This window comes from Streptomyces sp. A 4/2, from assembly GCF_940670765.1.
Lineage (GTDB): Bacteria > Actinomycetota > Actinomycetes > Streptomycetales > Streptomycetaceae > Streptomyces.
Map to the genome: position 1 here is coordinate 36289 of NZ_CALNVW010000034.1, position 15801 is coordinate 52089.

General features: G+C 70.3%; 11 protein-coding genes. 8 read left to right on the top strand and 3 right to left on the bottom strand.

The genetic code is table 11. The annotated features are described in order from the left end of the window. The first annotated feature begins 3 nt into the window (after positions 1 to 3). Both NBY69_RS24885 and NBY69_RS24890 read left to right on the top strand, forming a co-directional pair. The gene (locus tag NBY69_RS24885; protein WP_250303709.1) at positions 4 to 288 is read left to right on the top strand and encodes a YggT family protein; all 285 of its coding nucleotides are present in this window, start codon (positions 4 to 6) and stop codon (positions 286 to 288) included. Between the two features lie 49 nt (positions 289 to 337). Continuing rightward, positions 338 to 1642 (top strand): DivIVA domain-containing protein, encoded by a 1305-nt coding sequence (locus tag NBY69_RS24890; RefSeq protein WP_250303710.1) that lies wholly within the window; start codon positions 338 to 340, stop codon positions 1640 to 1642. Between the two features lie 246 nt (positions 1643 to 1888). Here the strand turns inward: NBY69_RS24890 and ileS are convergent, their stop codons facing one another. Further along, positions 1889 to 5032, bottom strand: a complete 3144-nt coding sequence (ileS, locus tag NBY69_RS24895) for an isoleucine--tRNA ligase (RefSeq protein ID WP_250303711.1) — start codon at positions 5030 to 5032, stop codon at positions 1889 to 1891. A gap of 548 nt (positions 5033 to 5580) precedes the next feature. Between ileS and NBY69_RS24900 the strand changes: the two genes are divergently transcribed. The 5 genes from NBY69_RS24900 (at position 5581) to NBY69_RS24920 (ending at position 9597) form a co-directional block, all read left to right on the top strand. Next, a complete protein-coding gene (locus tag NBY69_RS24900; protein WP_250303712.1) occupies positions 5581 to 6429 on the top strand; it encodes a TraR/DksA C4-type zinc finger protein in 849 nt (282 codons plus the stop codon). A 61-nt stretch (positions 6430 to 6490) separates the two neighbouring features. Further along, on the top strand, positions 6491 to 7171 hold the full coding sequence (gene lspA, locus NBY69_RS24905) for a signal peptidase II (protein ID WP_250303713.1): 681 nt from the start codon (positions 6491 to 6493) through the stop codon (positions 7169 to 7171). 61 nt (positions 7172 to 7232) lie between these two features. Then, complete coding sequence (locus NBY69_RS24910; RefSeq protein WP_250303714.1) at positions 7233 to 8174, top strand: RluA family pseudouridine synthase; 942 nt, start codon at positions 7233 to 7235, stop codon at positions 8172 to 8174. Positions 8175 to 8176: 2 nt separating this feature from the next. Further along, positions 8177 to 8626: a GNAT family N-acetyltransferase gene (locus NBY69_RS24915; protein ID WP_250303715.1), complete on the top strand. Its 450-nt coding sequence runs from the start codon at positions 8177 to 8179 to the stop codon at positions 8624 to 8626. A 146-nt stretch (positions 8627 to 8772) separates the two neighbouring features. Further along, positions 8773 to 9597, top strand: coding sequence for a heparin lyase I family protein (locus tag NBY69_RS24920; protein WP_250303716.1), 825 nt, complete (start codon positions 8773 to 8775; stop codon positions 9595 to 9597). A gap of 21 nt (positions 9598 to 9618) precedes the next feature. Here the strand turns inward: NBY69_RS24920 and NBY69_RS24925 are convergent, their stop codons facing one another. Then, positions 9619 to 11928 carry a glycosyl hydrolase family 95 catalytic domain-containing protein gene (locus NBY69_RS24925; RefSeq protein WP_308409501.1) on the bottom strand — a complete coding sequence of 770 codons (2310 nt, stop codon included), beginning with the start codon at positions 11926 to 11928 and terminating at the stop codon, positions 9619 to 9621. Between the two features lie 166 nt (positions 11929 to 12094). Further along, a complete protein-coding gene (locus tag NBY69_RS24930) occupies positions 12095 to 13879 on the bottom strand; it encodes a hypothetical protein (RefSeq protein WP_250303717.1) in 1785 nt (594 codons plus the stop codon). Between the two features lie 269 nt (positions 13880 to 14148). Between NBY69_RS24930 and NBY69_RS24935 the strand changes: the two genes are divergently transcribed. Continuing rightward, positions 14149 to 15735, top strand: a complete 1587-nt coding sequence (locus tag NBY69_RS24935) for a Na+/H+ antiporter (protein WP_250303718.1) — start codon at positions 14149 to 14151, stop codon at positions 15733 to 15735. Positions 15736 to 15801 lie beyond the last annotated feature (66 nt).

Genomic DNA, 15801 nt, shown 5'->3' on the forward strand with positions numbered 1-15801 from the left:
TAGATGGGCATCGCATTGGATGTGGTCTACATCGCGCTGATGTGTTTCCTCATCGTGTTGATCTTCCGGCTTGTCATGGACTACGTCTTCCAGTTCGCCCGTTCATGGCAACCTGGCAAGGCGATGGTGGTCGTTCTGGAGGCCACTTACACTGTCACCGATCCACCGCTCAAGCTTCTGCGGCGGTTCATTCCGCCGCTGCGTCTCGGGGGCGTGGCACTCGACCTGTCCTTCTTCGTTCTGATGATCATCGTCTACATCCTGATCAGCATTGTGAGCCGGGTGTGAACGATTCGGTCCTGCCGACTGCCGACGACTACGTAGAGGTGAAGAAGAGATGCCGCTGACCCCCGAGGACGTGCGGAACAAGCAGTTCACGACCGTCCGCCTCCGAGAAGGCTATGACGAGGACGAGGTCGATGCCTTCCTCGACGAGGTCGAAGCCGAACTGACGCGATTGCTCCGCGAGAACGAGGATCTGCGCGCCAAGCTCGCGGCTGCCACACGTGCCGCCGCACAGAATCAGCAGCAGGGCATGCGCAAGCCCGAGCCGCAGGACGGTCGGGGCGGTCCGAACGCACCTGTGCCCGCCGCCATATCTGGCCCGCCGCAGGTCCAGCAGCAGCCGCAGATGGGTCCGCCCCAACTGCCGGGCGGTCAGCCCCAGCTGCCTGCAGGACCTGGCGGTCACGGCCCCGGTCCCCAGGGCCAGCACGGCCCCGGCCCGCAGGGTCAGCACGGCCCCGGTCCGCAGGGCCAGCACGGTCCCGGCCCGATGGGGCAGGGCCCGATGGGCGGTCAGGGCCAGCTCGGCCAGGGCCCCATGGGCCAGGGTCAGCTCGGTCAGGGGCAGCTCGGTCAGGGTCCCGGCCCGATGGGTCAGGGCCCCATGGGTCAGGGTCCGATGGGCCAGGGTCAGCTCGGTCAGGGTCAGCTCGGACAGGGCCCCATGGGCGGTCAGGGCCAGCTCGGTCAGGGTCCCGGCCCGATGGGCGGCCACGGTGGTCCCCCGCAGATGCAGCAGCAGGGCCCCGGTGGCGACAGCGCCGCCCGTGTTCTCTCGCTCGCACAGCAGACCGCCGACCAGGCGATCGCGGAGGCCCGTTCCGAGGCCAACAAGATCGTCGGCGAGGCGCGCAGCCGCGCCGAGGGTCTGGAGCGGGACGCCCGTGCCAAGGCCGACGCGCTGGAGCGGGACGCACAGGAGAAGCACCGCGTCGCGATGGGCTCGCTGGAGTCCGCCCGCGCCACGCTGGAGCGCAAGGTCGAGGATCTGCGCGGCTTCGAGCGTGAGTACCGGACACGGCTGAAGTCGTACCTGGAGAGCCAGCTCCGTCAGCTGGAGACGCAGGCCGACGACTCGTTGGCGCCGCCGCGATCCCCGGCCGCTGCTTCGCTGCCGCCGTCGCCCTCGATGGCTCCGGCCGGTGCGGGCGCGATGGGGCACACCCAGCACGCGATGGGTGGCAACCCGTCCATGGGTGGCCAGTCGTCGATGGGAGCACCGTCGTACGGCGGCCAGCAGCAGATGTCCCCGGCGATGACACAGCCGATGGCACCGGTGAGGCCGCAGGCTCCGCAGCCGATGCAGCAGGCGCCTTCGCCGATGCGCGGCTTCCTGATCGACGAGGACGACAACTGACGGCGGGCGCGTCGAGCGCAGCGCAGTCGGCAGACTGAGGGCCGGGCCCCGGGGATCTCCCCGGGGCCCGGCCCGTTTGTGCGGGCGGGACCCCGAGAGGCAGGACGCGAAGGGGACTTGGGAGGGGGACGGGAGGGGGGGGAACGGAAAAGGTCCGGCCGGGGTGATCCAGGCCGGACCTTTCTGTGCTGCGGGTTACGGCTCGGGGCGCGGCAGGGAGCAGGCTCCCCACCGCGCCCCGAGCCGTTATGCCTGAGTCTTGTGGAGCCGGAACGTGAGCGAAAGCCCTTCGTCCGTGAACTCCGCCCCGTACGCGGTGTCTCCTTCGCCCTCCGCGTAGTCCAGCGCGAGCACCTCGTCCGCGATGAGTTCCGCGTGCTCGGCCAGCGCCTCGGTGGTCGCGGGGTCGGTGGCCCTCCAGCGGACGGCGATACGGTCCGCCACGTCCAGGCCGCTGTTCTTGCGGGCCTCCTGGATCAGCCGGATCGCGTCACGGGCCAGTCCTGCCCGGCGCAGCTCCGGTGTGATCTCCAGGTCCAGGGCCACCGTCGCGCCCGAGTCGGACGCCACCGACCAGCCCTCGCGCGGCGTTTCGGTGATGATCACCTCGTCCGGGGAGAGCGTGACCTCTTCGCCGTCCACCGTCACCGACGCCGTACCCGCGCGCAGTGCCAGCGAGAGCGCTGCCGCGTCCGCCTCGGCGACCGCCTTGGCCACCGCCTGCACGCCCTTGCCGAAACGCTTGCCCAGCGCACGGAAGTTGGCCTTGGCCGTGGTGTCCACCAGGGAGCCGCCGACCTCGGAGAGGGAGGCCAGCGAGGAGACGTTCAGCTCCTCGGTGATCTGGGCGCGGAGTTCGGCGGACAGCGCCTCGAAGCCCGAGGCCGCCACCAGGGCGCGGGAGAGCGGCTGCCGGGTCTTGACGCCCGACTCGGCACGCGTCGCACGGCCCAGTTCGACCAGCCGTCGGACCAGCGCCATCTGCTGGGAGAGCGTCGGGTCGATCGCGGCGAGGTCCGCCTTCGGCCAGGTGGAGAGGTGCACCGACTCGGGGGCGTCCGGGGTCACCGGAGCCACCATGTCCTGCCAGACCCGCTCGGTGATGAAGGGGGTGAGCGGGGCCATCAGCCGGGTCACCGTCTCGATCACGTCGTGCAGCGTGCGCAGCGCCGCCGCGTCGCCCTGCCAGAAGCGGCGGCGGGAGCGGCGTACGTACCAGTTGGACAGGTCGTCCACGAAGGCGGAGAGCAGCTTGCCGGCCCGCTGCGTGTCGTACGCGTCCAGGGCCTGGGTGACCTGGTCCGTCAGCGCGTTGAGCTCGCTCAGCAGCCAGCGGTCCAGCACCGTGCGGTCCTCGGGCGCCGGATCGGCGGCCGACGGGGCCCAGTTGGACGTACGGGCGTACAGCGCCTGGAAAGCCACCGTGTTCCAGTACGTGAGGAGCGTCTTGCGGACCACTTCCTGGATCGTGCCGTGTCCGACCCGGCGGGCCGCCCACGGGGAGCCGCCGGCTGCCATGAACCAGCGCACCGCGTCCGCCCCGTGCTGGTCCATGAGCGGGATGGGCTGGAGGATGTTGCCCAGGTGCTTGGACATCTTCCGGCCGTCCTCGGCGAGGATGTGGCCCAGGCAGACGACGTTCTCGTAACTCGACTTGTCGAAGACCAGGGTGCCGACCGCCATCAGCGTGTAGAACCAGCCGCGCGTCTGGTCGATGGCCTCGGAGATGAACTGCGCCGGGTAGCGCCGCTCGAAGAGCTCCTTGTTCCGGTACGGGTACCCGTACTGGGCGAACGGCATCGAACCGGAGTCGTACCAGGCGTCGATGACCTCGGGGACCCGGGTCGCCGTCTTCGCGCACTGCGGGCAGGGGAACGTGACCTCGTCGATGTACGGGCGGTGCGGGTCGAGTTCCGACTGGTCGGTGCCGGTCAGGTCGGTCAGCTCGGCGCGCGAGCCGATGACGGTGAGGTGGTTGTCCTCGCAGCGCCAGATCGGCAGCGGGGTGCCCCAGTAGCGGTTGCGGGAGAGCGCCCAGTCGACGTTGTTGTTCAGCCAGTCGCCGAAACGGCCCTGCTTGACCGAGTCGGGGAACCAGTTGGTCTTCTCGTTCTCCCGCAGCATCGCGTCCTTGACCGCGGTGGTCCTGATGTACCAGGAGGGCTGCGCGTAGTAGAGCAGCGCGGTGTGGCAGCGCCAGCAGTGCGGGTAGCTGTGCTCGTACGGGACGTGCCGGAAGAGCGCCCCGCGTTCCTGGAGATCGGCGACCAGGAGTTCGTCGGCCTTCTTGAAGAAGATGCCGCCGACGAGCGGCACGTCCTCCTCGAACGTTCCGTCGGGGCGGACCGGGTTGACGACGGGCAGGCCGTAGGAACGGCAGACCTTGAGGTCGTCCTCACCGAAGGCGGGGGACTGGTGGACGAGGCCGGTGCCGTCGTCCGTGGTGACGTACTCGGCGTTGACCACGTAGTGGGCCTCGGCGGGGAACTCCAGGAGTGAGAACGGGCGCTGGTACGTCCAGCGCTCCATCTCCGCACCCGTGAAGCTCTGGCCGGTGGCCTCCCAGCCCTCGCCGAGGGCCTTCTCCAGGAGCGGCTCCGCGACGACGAGCTGCTCGTTGCCGTCGGTGGCGACGACGTAGCGGACATCGGGGTGGACGGCGACGGCCGTGTTGGAGACCAGCGTCCACGGGGTGGTCGTCCAGACCAGGAGTGCGGCCTCGCCGGCCAGCGGGCCGCCGGTCAGCGGGAAGCGTACGAACACGGAGGGGTCGACGACCGTCTCGTACCCCTGTGCCAGCTCGTGGTCCGAGAGGCCGGTACCGCAGCGCGGGCACCAGGGGGCGACGCGGTGGTCCTGGACCAGCAGGCCCTTGCCGAAGATCTCCTTCAGCGACCACCAGACGCTCTCGACGTAGCTGGGGTCCATCGTCCGGTAGGCGTTGTCGAGGTCGACCCAGTAGCCCATCCGGGTCGTCAGCTCGGTGAAGGCGTCGGTGTGCCGGGTCACCGAGGCACGGCACTTGGCGTTGAACTCGGCGATGCCGTACGCCTCGATGTCCTGCTTGCCGTTGAACCCGAGCTCCTTCTCGACCGCGAGCTCGACGGGCAGGCCGTGACAGTCCCAGCCGGCCTTGCGGGGGACGTGGTAGCCCTGCATCGTGCGGAAGCGCGGGAAGACGTCCTTGAAGACACGCGCCTCGATGTGGTGGGCGCCCGGCATGCCGTTCGCGGTGGGCGGGCCCTCGTAGAAGACCCACTCGGGGCGGCCCTCGGACTGTTCGAGGCTCTTCGAGAAGACCTGGGCCTCGCGCCAGAAGTCGAGCACGGCGTGTTCGAGGGCGGGCAGGTCGACCTGGGCGGGTACCTGGCGGTACTGCGGCGCTGTCATGGACGGAACTCCTCCAACGGACGTTTCTCTCTCCGTCGGAGGGACGAGAGCCCAGTCGCTCCCGCGGTACCACCCTCCTTGGCCCCGGGTGTGTGCCCGTGGCCCCCTCATTGGGGTCGCGTAGCCGGTTCTACTCGCCCGCTGGGCTTTCTTCCGACGGCTCCGGGGTGATCTTCACGTCGTGCCTGCCTCCGGGCTCGCACCGTCCCCGGATCGCTCGTGGCCGCCTGCGACGCTACTCGTCCCATCCATGCCTTCCGCTGGGGCCAGTGTACGGGGCCGTTCCCGGGATGTCGGACCGTTTTCCGGGCGCGCGCTCCGGCACGCTCCGCTGACCCGAATGGCCATACGCGCCCCCCGGGAATGCCGGGGAGGCCCAGGTGGCGGATTACCGGGCGGGGAGCTGGGCACAACGCATGGAGGCTCGGCTTGGCACGGACGTGAGGAGGGCTGAATCGGCGGCGTGCCCCGTTGCCGCGGGGCTGGGGTCGACTTATCGTCCCAGCAGATTCGCGAGCAAGATCACAAAATGTGAAGGGGCCGCGGCCATGGTGGCGAAGAAGACCGCCGAATCGAGATCGGCGTCCGCAGAATCCACCGGCGCGACGGCCGAGGAAGCGGCGGGCGAGCAGAGCGCCGCCGCGGACGGAACCGTCGCCGGGAACACCACCGCGAAGAAGGCGGCGGCGAAGAAGACCGCGGCCGGGAAAGCGGCAGCCAAGAAGGCGTCGGCCCACGAGGCGCCTGCGAAGAAGACCGCAGCAAAGAAGACCGCAGCGAAGAAGACCGCGGCCAAGAAGACGGCAGCGAAGAAGGCGCCGGCCCACGAGGCAGCGGCCAAGAAGGCCGCAGCCGCGGCCCAGGGGGCGGCCCAGGCCGCGGAACAGACGGGAGCCGAGACGTTGGTTGCGAAGAAGAGTGCGGGGGGAAGCGCGGCGGCCAGGAAGCGTGCCGCGGCCTCCGCCGTGCCCAAGGCCGGTGTCACCGCACCCGTGGCACCCGGTGAGCTGCCCGTACGGCCCGGAGAGGACCCCTGGACCCCGGACGAGGTCGCGGACGCCCGCGCCGGGCTGCAGAGCGAGGACCTGCGGCTGGCCGCGGAGATCGCCGCGGCCGAGACGGCACTCGCCGGGCTGATGCGTGATTCCGGCGACGGAGCCGGTGACGACCAGGCCGACACGGGAACCAAGAACATCACCAGGGAGAGCGAACTGGCACTGGCGGCCAACGCCCGGGAGATGCTGGAACAGACCGAGCGCGCGCTGGAGCGGCTGGACGCCGGCACCTACGGGCTCTGCGAGAACTGCGGCAATCCGATCGGGAAGGCGCGGATGCAGGCGTTCCCGCGGGCCACCCTCTGCATGGAGTGCAAGCAGAAACAGGAGCGCAGGTACTGAGGGCTTCGGTACCCGTGTGTCGTACCCTCGTCTCAGTCAGGTACTAGGGCGAGGGAATCACGTGGCAGAGGCGGAGCGCATCATCGGTACGCCGGACATTCCCAAGGCCGCGGGGGCCGGGGAGCACTCCACCGAGGAGCGCTCCACCGAACCCGTGTCCGCCGGGAAGCCGTCCGCGGAGGAGAAGTCCGCGGAGGAACCGCCGGCGGAGGAGTCGGCCTCCGCGGCGGGGGCGTCGCCTGCCGCGCCGCCCAGGGGTAAACGCCGGCTCACGGTGCTGCTGGCCGTGGCCGTCTTCGCCTATCTGCTCGACCTCGTGAGCAAGATGATCGTGGTCGCCAAGCTGGAGCACCACGCGCCCGTCAAGGTCGTCGGCGATCTGCTCCAGTTCGAGGCGATCCGGAACGCGGGCGCGGCCTGGGGGGTCGGATCGGCCTACACCGTGATCTTCACCGTGGTCGCGGCGTCCGTGATCGTGGTGATCGTCCGGCTCGCCCGCAAGCTCTACAGCCTGCCCTGGGCCGTCGCGCTCGGTCTGCTGCTCGGCGGTGCGCTGGGCAATCTGACCGACCGCGTCTTCCGCTCGCCCAGTGCTTTCCAGGGCGCGGTCGTCGACTTCATCGCCCCCGCGCACTTCGCGGTCTTCAACCTCGCCGACTCCGCGATCTGCTGCGGCGGCGTCCTGATCGTGCTGCTCTCCTTCAAGGGACTCGACCCCGACGGGACGGTCCACAAGGACTGAGCGGGGCCGCCCGGACCCTCCGCCGGACCGGCGGCTCCTCCGGGCAAGGCATACTCGACGAGTGAGTACAGTTCCCGAGATCCGCACCCTGCCCGTTCCCGATGGCCTTGAGGGCGAGCGCGTAGACGCCGCCATCTCCCGTATGTTCGGGTTTTCCCGTACCAAGGCGGCCGACCTCGCCGCTGCGGGAAAGGTGCAGGTCGACGGGTCAGTGGTCGGGAAGTCCGATCGGGTCCGGGGCGGTGCGTGGCTGGAGGTCGAGATGCCGCAGGCCGCCGCTCCGGTGCAGATCGTCGCCGAGCCCGTCGAGGGCATGGAGATCGTCCATGACGACGACGACATCGTGGTGATCGTGAAGCCCGTCGGCGTCGCGGCCCACCCGAGCCCCGGCTGGACCGGGACGACCGTCATCGGTGGCCTCGCCGCCGCCGGGTACCGGATCTCCACCTCGGGTGCCGCCGAGCGCCAGGGCATCGTGCACCGGCTGGACGTCGGTACGTCCGGGCTGATGGTCGTCGCCAAGTCGGAGCGGGCGTACACCCTGCTCAAGCAGCAGTTCCGTGAGCGCACGGTCGACAAGCGTTACCACGCGCTGGTGCAGGGCCACCCCGACCCGATGAGCGGGACGATCGACGCCCCCATCGGGCGTCACCCGCAGCACGACTACAAGTGGGCCGTGACGGCCGAGGGCAAGCCGTCCGTCACGCACTACGACCTGATCGAGGCGTTCCGTGCGGCCTCGCTGCTGGACATCAAGCTGGAGACCGGGCGTACGCACCAGATCCGGGTGCACATGTCCGCCCACCGGCACCCCTGCGTGGGCGACCTGACCTACGGTGCCGACCCGACGATGGCGAAGCGGCTCGGCCTGACCCGGCAGTGGCTGCACGCGATGCGGCTGGGCTTCGAGCACCCGTCCGACGGCCGGTGGGTCGAGTTCGAGAGCGCGTACCCGGCGGATCTGCAGCACGCGCTGGACGCGATCCGGGCGGAGAGCGAGTAACGATGACCCGCGGGTACGAGGTGCGGGTCGTCGGCACCCCGGACGAACTGGAAGCGTGCTTCGCGGTCCGCAACGGAGTCTTCGTCGTGGAGCAGGGTGTGTCTGCCGCGATCGAGTACGACGCGCACGACGCGACGGCGGTGCATGTGCTGGCCGTTGACGCGGAAGGACCGCTGGGCACCGGCCGGTTGCTGCTGCCGGATCCCGCTTCGGGCGAAGCGGTGGGCTCCCTCGGGCGGCTGGCCGTGACCCCCGTGGCGCGCGGCAGGGGGGTCGGCGCCGCGCTGGTGCGGGCCATCGAGGACACGGCGCGCGACCGCGGCCTGAGCGCGGTCGATCTGCATGCGCAGACCCACGCGCTGGGGTTCTACGAACGGCTCGGGTACGAGGCGTACGGCCCCGAATTCCTGGACGCGGACATCGAGCACCGGGCGATGCGCCGGGCGATCTGAACGCCCCTCCGCGCTCCTCGGAGGGCGGGCGGGGCGTGCTGACGGACACGGACGGTTAGGAAAGTTTCCTGTTGGTATTGACGGCCTGCAGGGAACCCCTCTAGCTTTTTCCGCACCGCCACCGTCCTTCCCTCACGGAGTTCGGCATGAAGCACCGCAGGAACCGCCCTGTCATGGCCATGGTCTCCGCCGTCGCCGCAGCCGCCGCGCTCACGCTCGCCGGAATGTGGCACGCATCCGCCGGGCAGGAGACGCCGACCGCTTTCGCCGCCCGGACCCCGCACACCGCGGCCCCGCTCTGGCGGGCCGACCCGGCCAGGGGGACCACCGTCTTCGAGGGCACCGAGACCAAGCCGGGCGCGGTCTCCGTCGTCGCCGATCCCCGGGGCAGGTACGGCAGTACCTACCGCCTCACCACCTCCGGGCAGAAGATCTCCGACACCGACCGCGTCCGGGTCGAGACCCGCGGCCACCGGACCCCCGACGGGAAGGCGCTGCGCTTCACCGAGGGCGACACCGTGTACGTGGGCTGGCGGTCGATGTGGGGGCCACTGCCCACCACCCCCGCCGACTGGGTCGTGCTCTGGCAGCTCAAGGACTACGGAACCGGCGCCGCCACCCCGCCCCTCTCACTGCGGGCACGGGGCGACGGCACCGTCGATCTGGAGTACTGCGACCCGGACCTGAAGACCACTCAGCTCTGGCACGCCCCGCTGCGGACCGGCCAGTGGCACTCGTTCGTCGTCGGGATCACGGTCTCCGCGTCACCTTCCAAGGGTGCGGTGCGGTTCTGGTACGACGGCAAGCAGCAGAAGGTGAACGGCGGTTCGGCCTTCAGAGGTGCGACGCTGCGCGGCGACTGGGTCACCGACAAGTGGGGCGTCTACCGCTCCGACGGAGTCAAGGGTGCGGCCACCGCGTACCTCAACGGCGCGAAGGTGGCGACCAGTTACGCCCTGGCCGCCCCCTGACCCTCCGTCACATCACCTCGCTCAGAGCGGAAGCCCCCACGGAACTGCCGTACCGTTCGCCGGTACGTCCCGGGGGCCGCGCCCCGCCTGCTTCCCGCGGGGTGTGATCACGGCGGTCGCGCCGCGCTCCAGGCGTACGGAGATCCGGCCCGGCCCGCTCTCCCGCCAGGACAGCGCGCGGCCGTGCTCGTTCCGTACGTCCACCGCGCCCGCGATCCCGTGCTCCAGGGTCAGCGGCTCGCCCGCCTCGCTCCGGATCCGTATCCACCGGGTGGCACCGGCCGACCGGTCCGCGTCGACGAGGAACGCGCCCTGGGTGCGCAGCGAGGCGATCGACGCGTCCGCCCAACGGTCGGACACCGAAGGGAAGACCTTCAGCACACCGTCATTGCCCTGCACCGCCATGTCCAGCATCGACTGGACGGCGGCCAGCGGGGTTTCGAGCGCGAGGTTGCTGCCCTCGCGGTACATCGTGTTGGCCGTCAGTTCGCAGTCCGCGACGACGTTCCGGTCGGTGAAGAAGTAGGTCAGCTGGTCGAGGGCCTTCTCCGGTTCGCCCGTCACCGAGTACATGGACGACAGGTTGGCGTAGCTGTAGCCGTGCCAGGCGCTCTGCATGCCGGACCAGTGGTTCATGGACCGGCGCATCACCTCGCGGTCCTCCGGCCGGTCCCAGTTCCGCTCGCGCAGCGGGTAGATCCAGAGCAGGTGCGAGTGGTGGCGGTGCGAGTCCGCCAGCGGGACGTCCTTGCCGATCATGACTCCGTCCACCGGGTCCTCGGCGTACGGGGTCAGCCGCGCCACGATGTCCCGCCACTGCCCGGCCCGCGGGTCGTCGACGCGCAGCAGCCGGGCGGAGTCGAGGAGGGTCCGGGCGCCCCAGCGGATCAGTGAGAGGTCGTACGTGCAGTCGGCGGCGTTCGCGTACTCGGGGGAGCGGGTGGTCAGCAGGTGCAGCTTGCCGTCGCCTCCCTCGTGGAGGAAGTGGGCGTAGAAGTTGATCGCCTTCGCGAGGATCGGGTACACGACGTCGCGCAGGATCCGCAGATCCATCGAATGACGGTACGACTGCCAGACGTTGTGCAGCGCCCAGGTGAGATTGCCGAAGTTGTCGGAGATGTGGTCCGAGCCCGGCGCCCCGACGTCGTAGGTGTCGCCCGCGCGCAGCTGCCAGTCGGAGGGGTGGCCCAGCGCGTAGCTCCGGCCGTCGCGGTAGGCGGCGGGGACGGACATCGGGAGGTTCTTCTCGAAACGCCGGAAGGCGTTCGTCACCGAGTCCAGCTCGGGATGGTTGGTGCCGTGGATCGGGGCCATGCCGATCTGCACGTTGAGGTTCCACCACACCGCGGTCCAGTTGTTGCCGACCTCGGGGAACCACGGCCCCCACTCGGAGATCGTCGGACCTTCGGCGCGGGTCGACGACGCCAGCTTGTAGAGCTGGATGACGTAGAAGGACTGGAGCCGCTTGTCCGGTACGGAGAGGAAACTGCGCCGGTAGTACGCGTGCCACCACGCGCGGTGCCGGGCGATCAGCCGGTCGGGCCCGGTGGCGAGGGTCCGGTCCACCGCCCGTACGGCGTCCGCGGTCGCCCGCGACATGTCCCCGGGGAAGCGGTACACCAGGTGCGCGGCCAACAGTCTCCCGGTTCCCTCGCGTTGCTCACGCCAGGCGGTGGTCCAGCCGCCGCCCGCGAGCAGCGGCTGCTCCACGAAGCCGTCACCGACCCGGGGGTCCGGGTTGGGGGTGTAGTCGTCGGGCTTGCCGCTGGTGCGGGTGGAGGACGCCTGCAGCCACTGGAAGCTCCAGGCGGCGGCCTCCTCGCCCGCGCTCGGCCGGGTCGAGATCAGCAGGGCGCCCGTGTCGTTCTGGACGAGCGCGGAGAAGGCGAGGGAGCCGCGGGTGGTGGTGAGGGTGCCGTGCAGTTCCGCGTCGTAGGGGTCGAGCGTCCAGTCGACCGCGGTGATCTCCCCGGCCAGGGTGAGCGTGAAGTACCCGATGGGCAGCCGCGAGTACCCCGTCCCGCCGCGCCACTGGCCGCGCTGGTCCTGGACCTCGGAGTGGCTGAGCATCACCTTCAGGGTGTTCGCCGTCGCACCCCGGTAGAGCTGGGCGCCGAAGTAGCCGTTGGCGAGGAACGGGGCGTCCTGCCAGCCCGTCGGAAGCCGCCGCCACTTCATGGCCGCGGCGCGGACCGACTCCTCGTACGCGTCGGCTCCGTGCCCGCTGCCCCGGGCGGGGGCCGCCCAGGCGGTACGGGAACCCGCCAGCCAGAGCGCGGCGCTGGTGCCGGCCGCCGTACCGACGAAACGTCTCCGGGAGAATTCAGTCACCTTGGTAGCTCCTGTTCCAGATGGGGCCGGGCGGTCGGTGGCGCGGGTCGTGAGTGGCGCTGGTCGTGAGCGGCGCCGGTCGTGGGAGGTGCCGGTCGTGAGTGGCGCCGGTCGTGGGAGGTGCCGGTCGTGGGAGGTGCCGGGAGGGCGTTCCGCGTGCGGCGCTTCATGCGGCGAGCAGCTTGCGGCAGGCATCGACGGACGGGCCCATCCCGTGGTCGGGGTCCGCGTCGTACACCCCGTCGGCATCCTTCTGGCCGAAGCCCAGGGGCTGGTAGAGCGTGGCGCAGGACGGCCGGCTCGTCGCGAGCCGCTGCCAGGAGGTCCAGGCGTCGTCGTACGCCCGCAGGTGCCGGGCCATCAGGCTGCTCCGCTCGCCCGCGTAACCGCGCAGCATCACCTGCCAGCCGTGGTGGATGACCGAGTAGAGGTGCAGGCCGTAGCGGGACGAGACGCGCAGGTAGTCGCGGTCGTCGTGGTCGCGCAGCGGCAGCCGGTCGGAGAGCGCGCCGATCTCCTGCCAGATACGGGCCGCCTGTTCCTTCTCGGCCAGTACCTCCTCGACCCGGCCCGCGGCGACGATCGCCCGGTAGTCGCCCGCCAGATCCTTGTCGGAGCCGCCGAGGAACTGGTCGCGGGTCCAGGTCGTCCTCGTGACCGGGGTCGGGACGAGCGCGCTGTAGTGGCCGCGCAGGGTGCCCGCCGCCGAGAGCAGCGCCAGCCGGTGGAAGCGCTCGACGGCGTTGCCGGAGAGCCCGGCGCGGTGGGCGTACGCGCGGAAGGCGCCCGCCTCGCCGAGGCCGGTGTTCCGTGTCCAGCGGGCCATGACCCACATGTTGAGGTCGCACCACAGCTCGTTGGAGATGTACGGGCCGCGCCAGCCGCCGCCGCGCGACCAGGTCCACACACCGGCGAGCAGCGGGTTCTCGGCGAGGGCCGCGAGCCCCTGGGGGCCCGGCCGTCCCGCGTACTCCTCGAAGCCGTTGATCACTCCGTCACCGATGTAGTCCGGGCAGGCGCCCTTCGCCTCGTACTCGCGGGCGCACTCCACCTCGACGATCTGCCGGTGCGTCCCGACGCCGAGCGTCGGGTTGAAGGCGACGGTCCGCCAGAAGTCGGTGGCCGTGTGCTTGACCGAGAAGAGCAGGTTCTGGTGCGGCTCGACGGCGCCGGTGACGGTGCGGTAGTAGTCCGGGTCGTTGGTGAGCGGGTCGCCGCCGGTGGACCAGGTGCGGTAGAAGAGCCGCTTCCCGGCGCGTACGCACACCTCCTCACGCAACAGGTCGATCAGCAGGAGGTGGCTGGCCTGCCCCTCGGTGATCGGGTTGTTGCCGGTGTGGAACGGCACGTTCTGCAGATACGTCTCGCCGGTGCGGATCACCAGGCCGTCGATCCCGGGGAAGCGGGCGAAGACCTCACGGAGCATCAGCCGGTGGATCTCCAGGGTGCGCGGGCGGTGCAGACTGATCCGGCCCTGGTCGTCGAGCACCTCGTCGCCGTACAGCTCCACCAGCCGCTCGGGCAGCACGATGATGTCGGTGAAGAAGTACGAGTCGATGCCGGCCGCGTGCGCGCGGCTGATGTGTGCGTCGATGCCCCGGGCGTTCTCCTCCACCCAGGCGCGGGCGTCCGAACCCGCCGGAAAGATCCGATCGTCGACGGTGTCGAAGGTGACGCCGGTGTGCGGCGGCCGGAACTCGTTGATGACCTGGCCGTCGTAGTCGTACGCGGCGAGCGTGCGCGGGTCGGTGTAGCGGGACTCGGTCATCGGCTCGCCCGGGTTGGCCTGAACCATGTCGAGCAGGAAGGGCAGTCGTCTGCCCCGGTGGTGCGTCGGTGCGGTGGAGGCGTACGCGTGCGGGGCGGCGCCCAGGGTCAACAGCGCGCCCGCGCCGGCCGCTGCGGTGCCCAGAACCCTTCTCCTGGACGGCGGTTGGTGCGCGGAGGGCATATGAACTCCAGTCAGGTATGTGTCGACAGTTCTCGTCCCTGAATCCATGCACCCCGCATAGTGCCCTCGCTCGGAGCGGACGGGAAGACCTCGCGCACCACAAACATCGGATGAAAAGGTCATCGAGGGAAAAGGGAAGCCCGATAGCGTGGGGCTATTGAGTCGATACACGCCAATTGCATGGCACGCTTGAGTCATTGATCGTCAAGGTTTCGACCGACCGCCCCCCCATGTGCCGGTCGGTCTTGGACAGCCCGGAGGGCACCCCTGTGGACCAATTGGCACTGCTGCTCGCGTTGTTGATCGGGGCGGTGGTCTCGGTGCCGATCGGGGAGCGGCTCGGGCTGCCCGCCCCCGTGCTGATGACGCTCGGCGGGGTCTGTCTGGCGCTGCTCCCGTTCGTACCGAATGTCGACATCCCCTCCGGTCTCATCCTGCCGCTGGTGCTGCCACCGTTGCTGTACGCGGCCGTACAGCGCACGTCCTGGCGGCAGTTCACCGCGAACTTCCGGCCGATCCTGCTGCTCGCCGTGGCACTGGTGTTCGTGACGACAGCCGCGGTGGCCGCCGTCGCGAGTGCGATCGTGCCCGGTCTGCCGATCGCCGCCGCCGTCGCGCTGGGCGCGCTGGTGGCGCCGCCCGACCCGGTGGCGGCCACCGCGGTCGCGGGCGCGCTCGGGCTGCCGCGGCGACTGGTCTCGATCCTGGAGGGCGAGGGGCTGTTCAACGACGTGACGGCGATCGTCCTCTACCACGTGGCGATCGCGGCGGCCCTCACCGGGACGTTCTCCTGGCCGGTCGCCGCAGGGCAGTTGGTGCTCTCCGCGGTCGTGGCGGTGGTGGTGGGTCTCGCGCTCGGCTGGCTCACCAACAAGCTCATGGGGCTGCTGGGGGACACCACCCTGCAGATCGGGCTGACGCTGCTGGTGCCCTTCCTCAGCTATGTCCTGGCCGAAGAGCTGCTGGGGTCCGGGGTGCTCGCGGTGCTGACGTCCGCGCTCTTCCTCGCCGAGCACACCGCCGACGCCGACGACGTACGCGGCCGTCTGGAGGGGAACGCCTTCTGGGAGATCGTCGACACCCTGGTGACCGGGGTGACGTTCGGGCTCATCGGACTCGAACTGCACGTCGTGTTCGGCACGGCCAGCGGTCATGTGGGGCAGATGTTCGGCTGGGGTGCGGCGATCGTCGGGGTGGTCCTCGCCGTACGGCTGGTGTGGCTGCTGCCCGCCACCTGGCTGGCGAAGCGGCTGCACTCCATGCGGGACTACGACGAGGAGATCCCCACCAGTTGGCGTGAGACCGTCGTCATGTGGTGGGCGGGCATGCGCGGGGTGGCCTCCGTCGCCCTGGCGCTCGCCATCCCGCTGACGAAGGACAACGGGGAGCCCTTCCCGGGGCGCAGCGAGGTGGTCTTCATCGCCTTCGCCGTGGTCATGGCCACCCTGGTCTGCCAGGGGCTGACGCTGCCCTGGCTGGTGCAGAAGCTCGGGGTCCGGTCGGACACGAACGCCGAGCGCGAGCTGGAACGGACCCTGGCGATCCGGGCGGCCAAGGCCGCCAGACACCGGCTCAAGGAGATCCAGGAGGTCGAGGAACTGCCCGAGGACCTCGCCGAACGGATGGCGCGCGGCGCGTTCGAGATCGGTGCCCGGATCAGCCCCGACATGGTCGACGAGGAGCGGCACGCCGCGTATCTGCAGCGAGCCGAGCGGATGAAGACCGTGCAGCGGATCCAGCGGGAGATGATGTCGGCCGCCCGCCACGAGGTGCTGTCCGCCCGTAGCGAGCCCGGCGCGGACCCGGAGATCGTGGACCGGGTGCTGAGACATCTGGACGTGCGGAGCCTGCGGTAGCCGGTCGGGTGCGGTCGGGGTGTGTGCTGTCGTCACGCGTGTGGACTGTTCACGTGCGTGGGCCGG

Excerpts from the sequence above, each read along its gene's own strand:
- NBY69_RS24885 (WP_250303709.1), top strand. The coding sequence starts at position 4 with ATGGGCATCGCATTGGATGTGGTCTACATCGCGCTGATGTGTTTCCTC.
- NBY69_RS24890 (WP_250303710.1), top strand. The coding sequence starts at position 338 with ATGCCGCTGACCCCCGAGGACGTGCGGAACAAGCAGTTCACGACCGTC.
- ileS (WP_250303711.1), bottom strand. The coding sequence starts at position 5,032 with ATGACAGCGCCGCAGTACCGCCAGGTACCCGCCCAGGTCGACCTGCCC.
- NBY69_RS24900 (WP_250303712.1), top strand. The coding sequence starts at position 5,581 with ATGGTGGCGAAGAAGACCGCCGAATCGAGATCGGCGTCCGCAGAATCC.
- NBY69_RS24915 (WP_250303715.1), top strand. The coding sequence starts at position 8,177 with ATGACCCGCGGGTACGAGGTGCGGGTCGTCGGCACCCCGGACGAACTG.
- NBY69_RS24920 (WP_250303716.1), top strand. The coding sequence starts at position 8,773 with ATGAAGCACCGCAGGAACCGCCCTGTCATGGCCATGGTCTCCGCCGTC.
- NBY69_RS24930 (WP_250303717.1), bottom strand. The coding sequence starts at position 13,879 with ATGCCCTCCGCGCACCAACCGCCGTCCAGGAGAAGGGTTCTGGGCACC.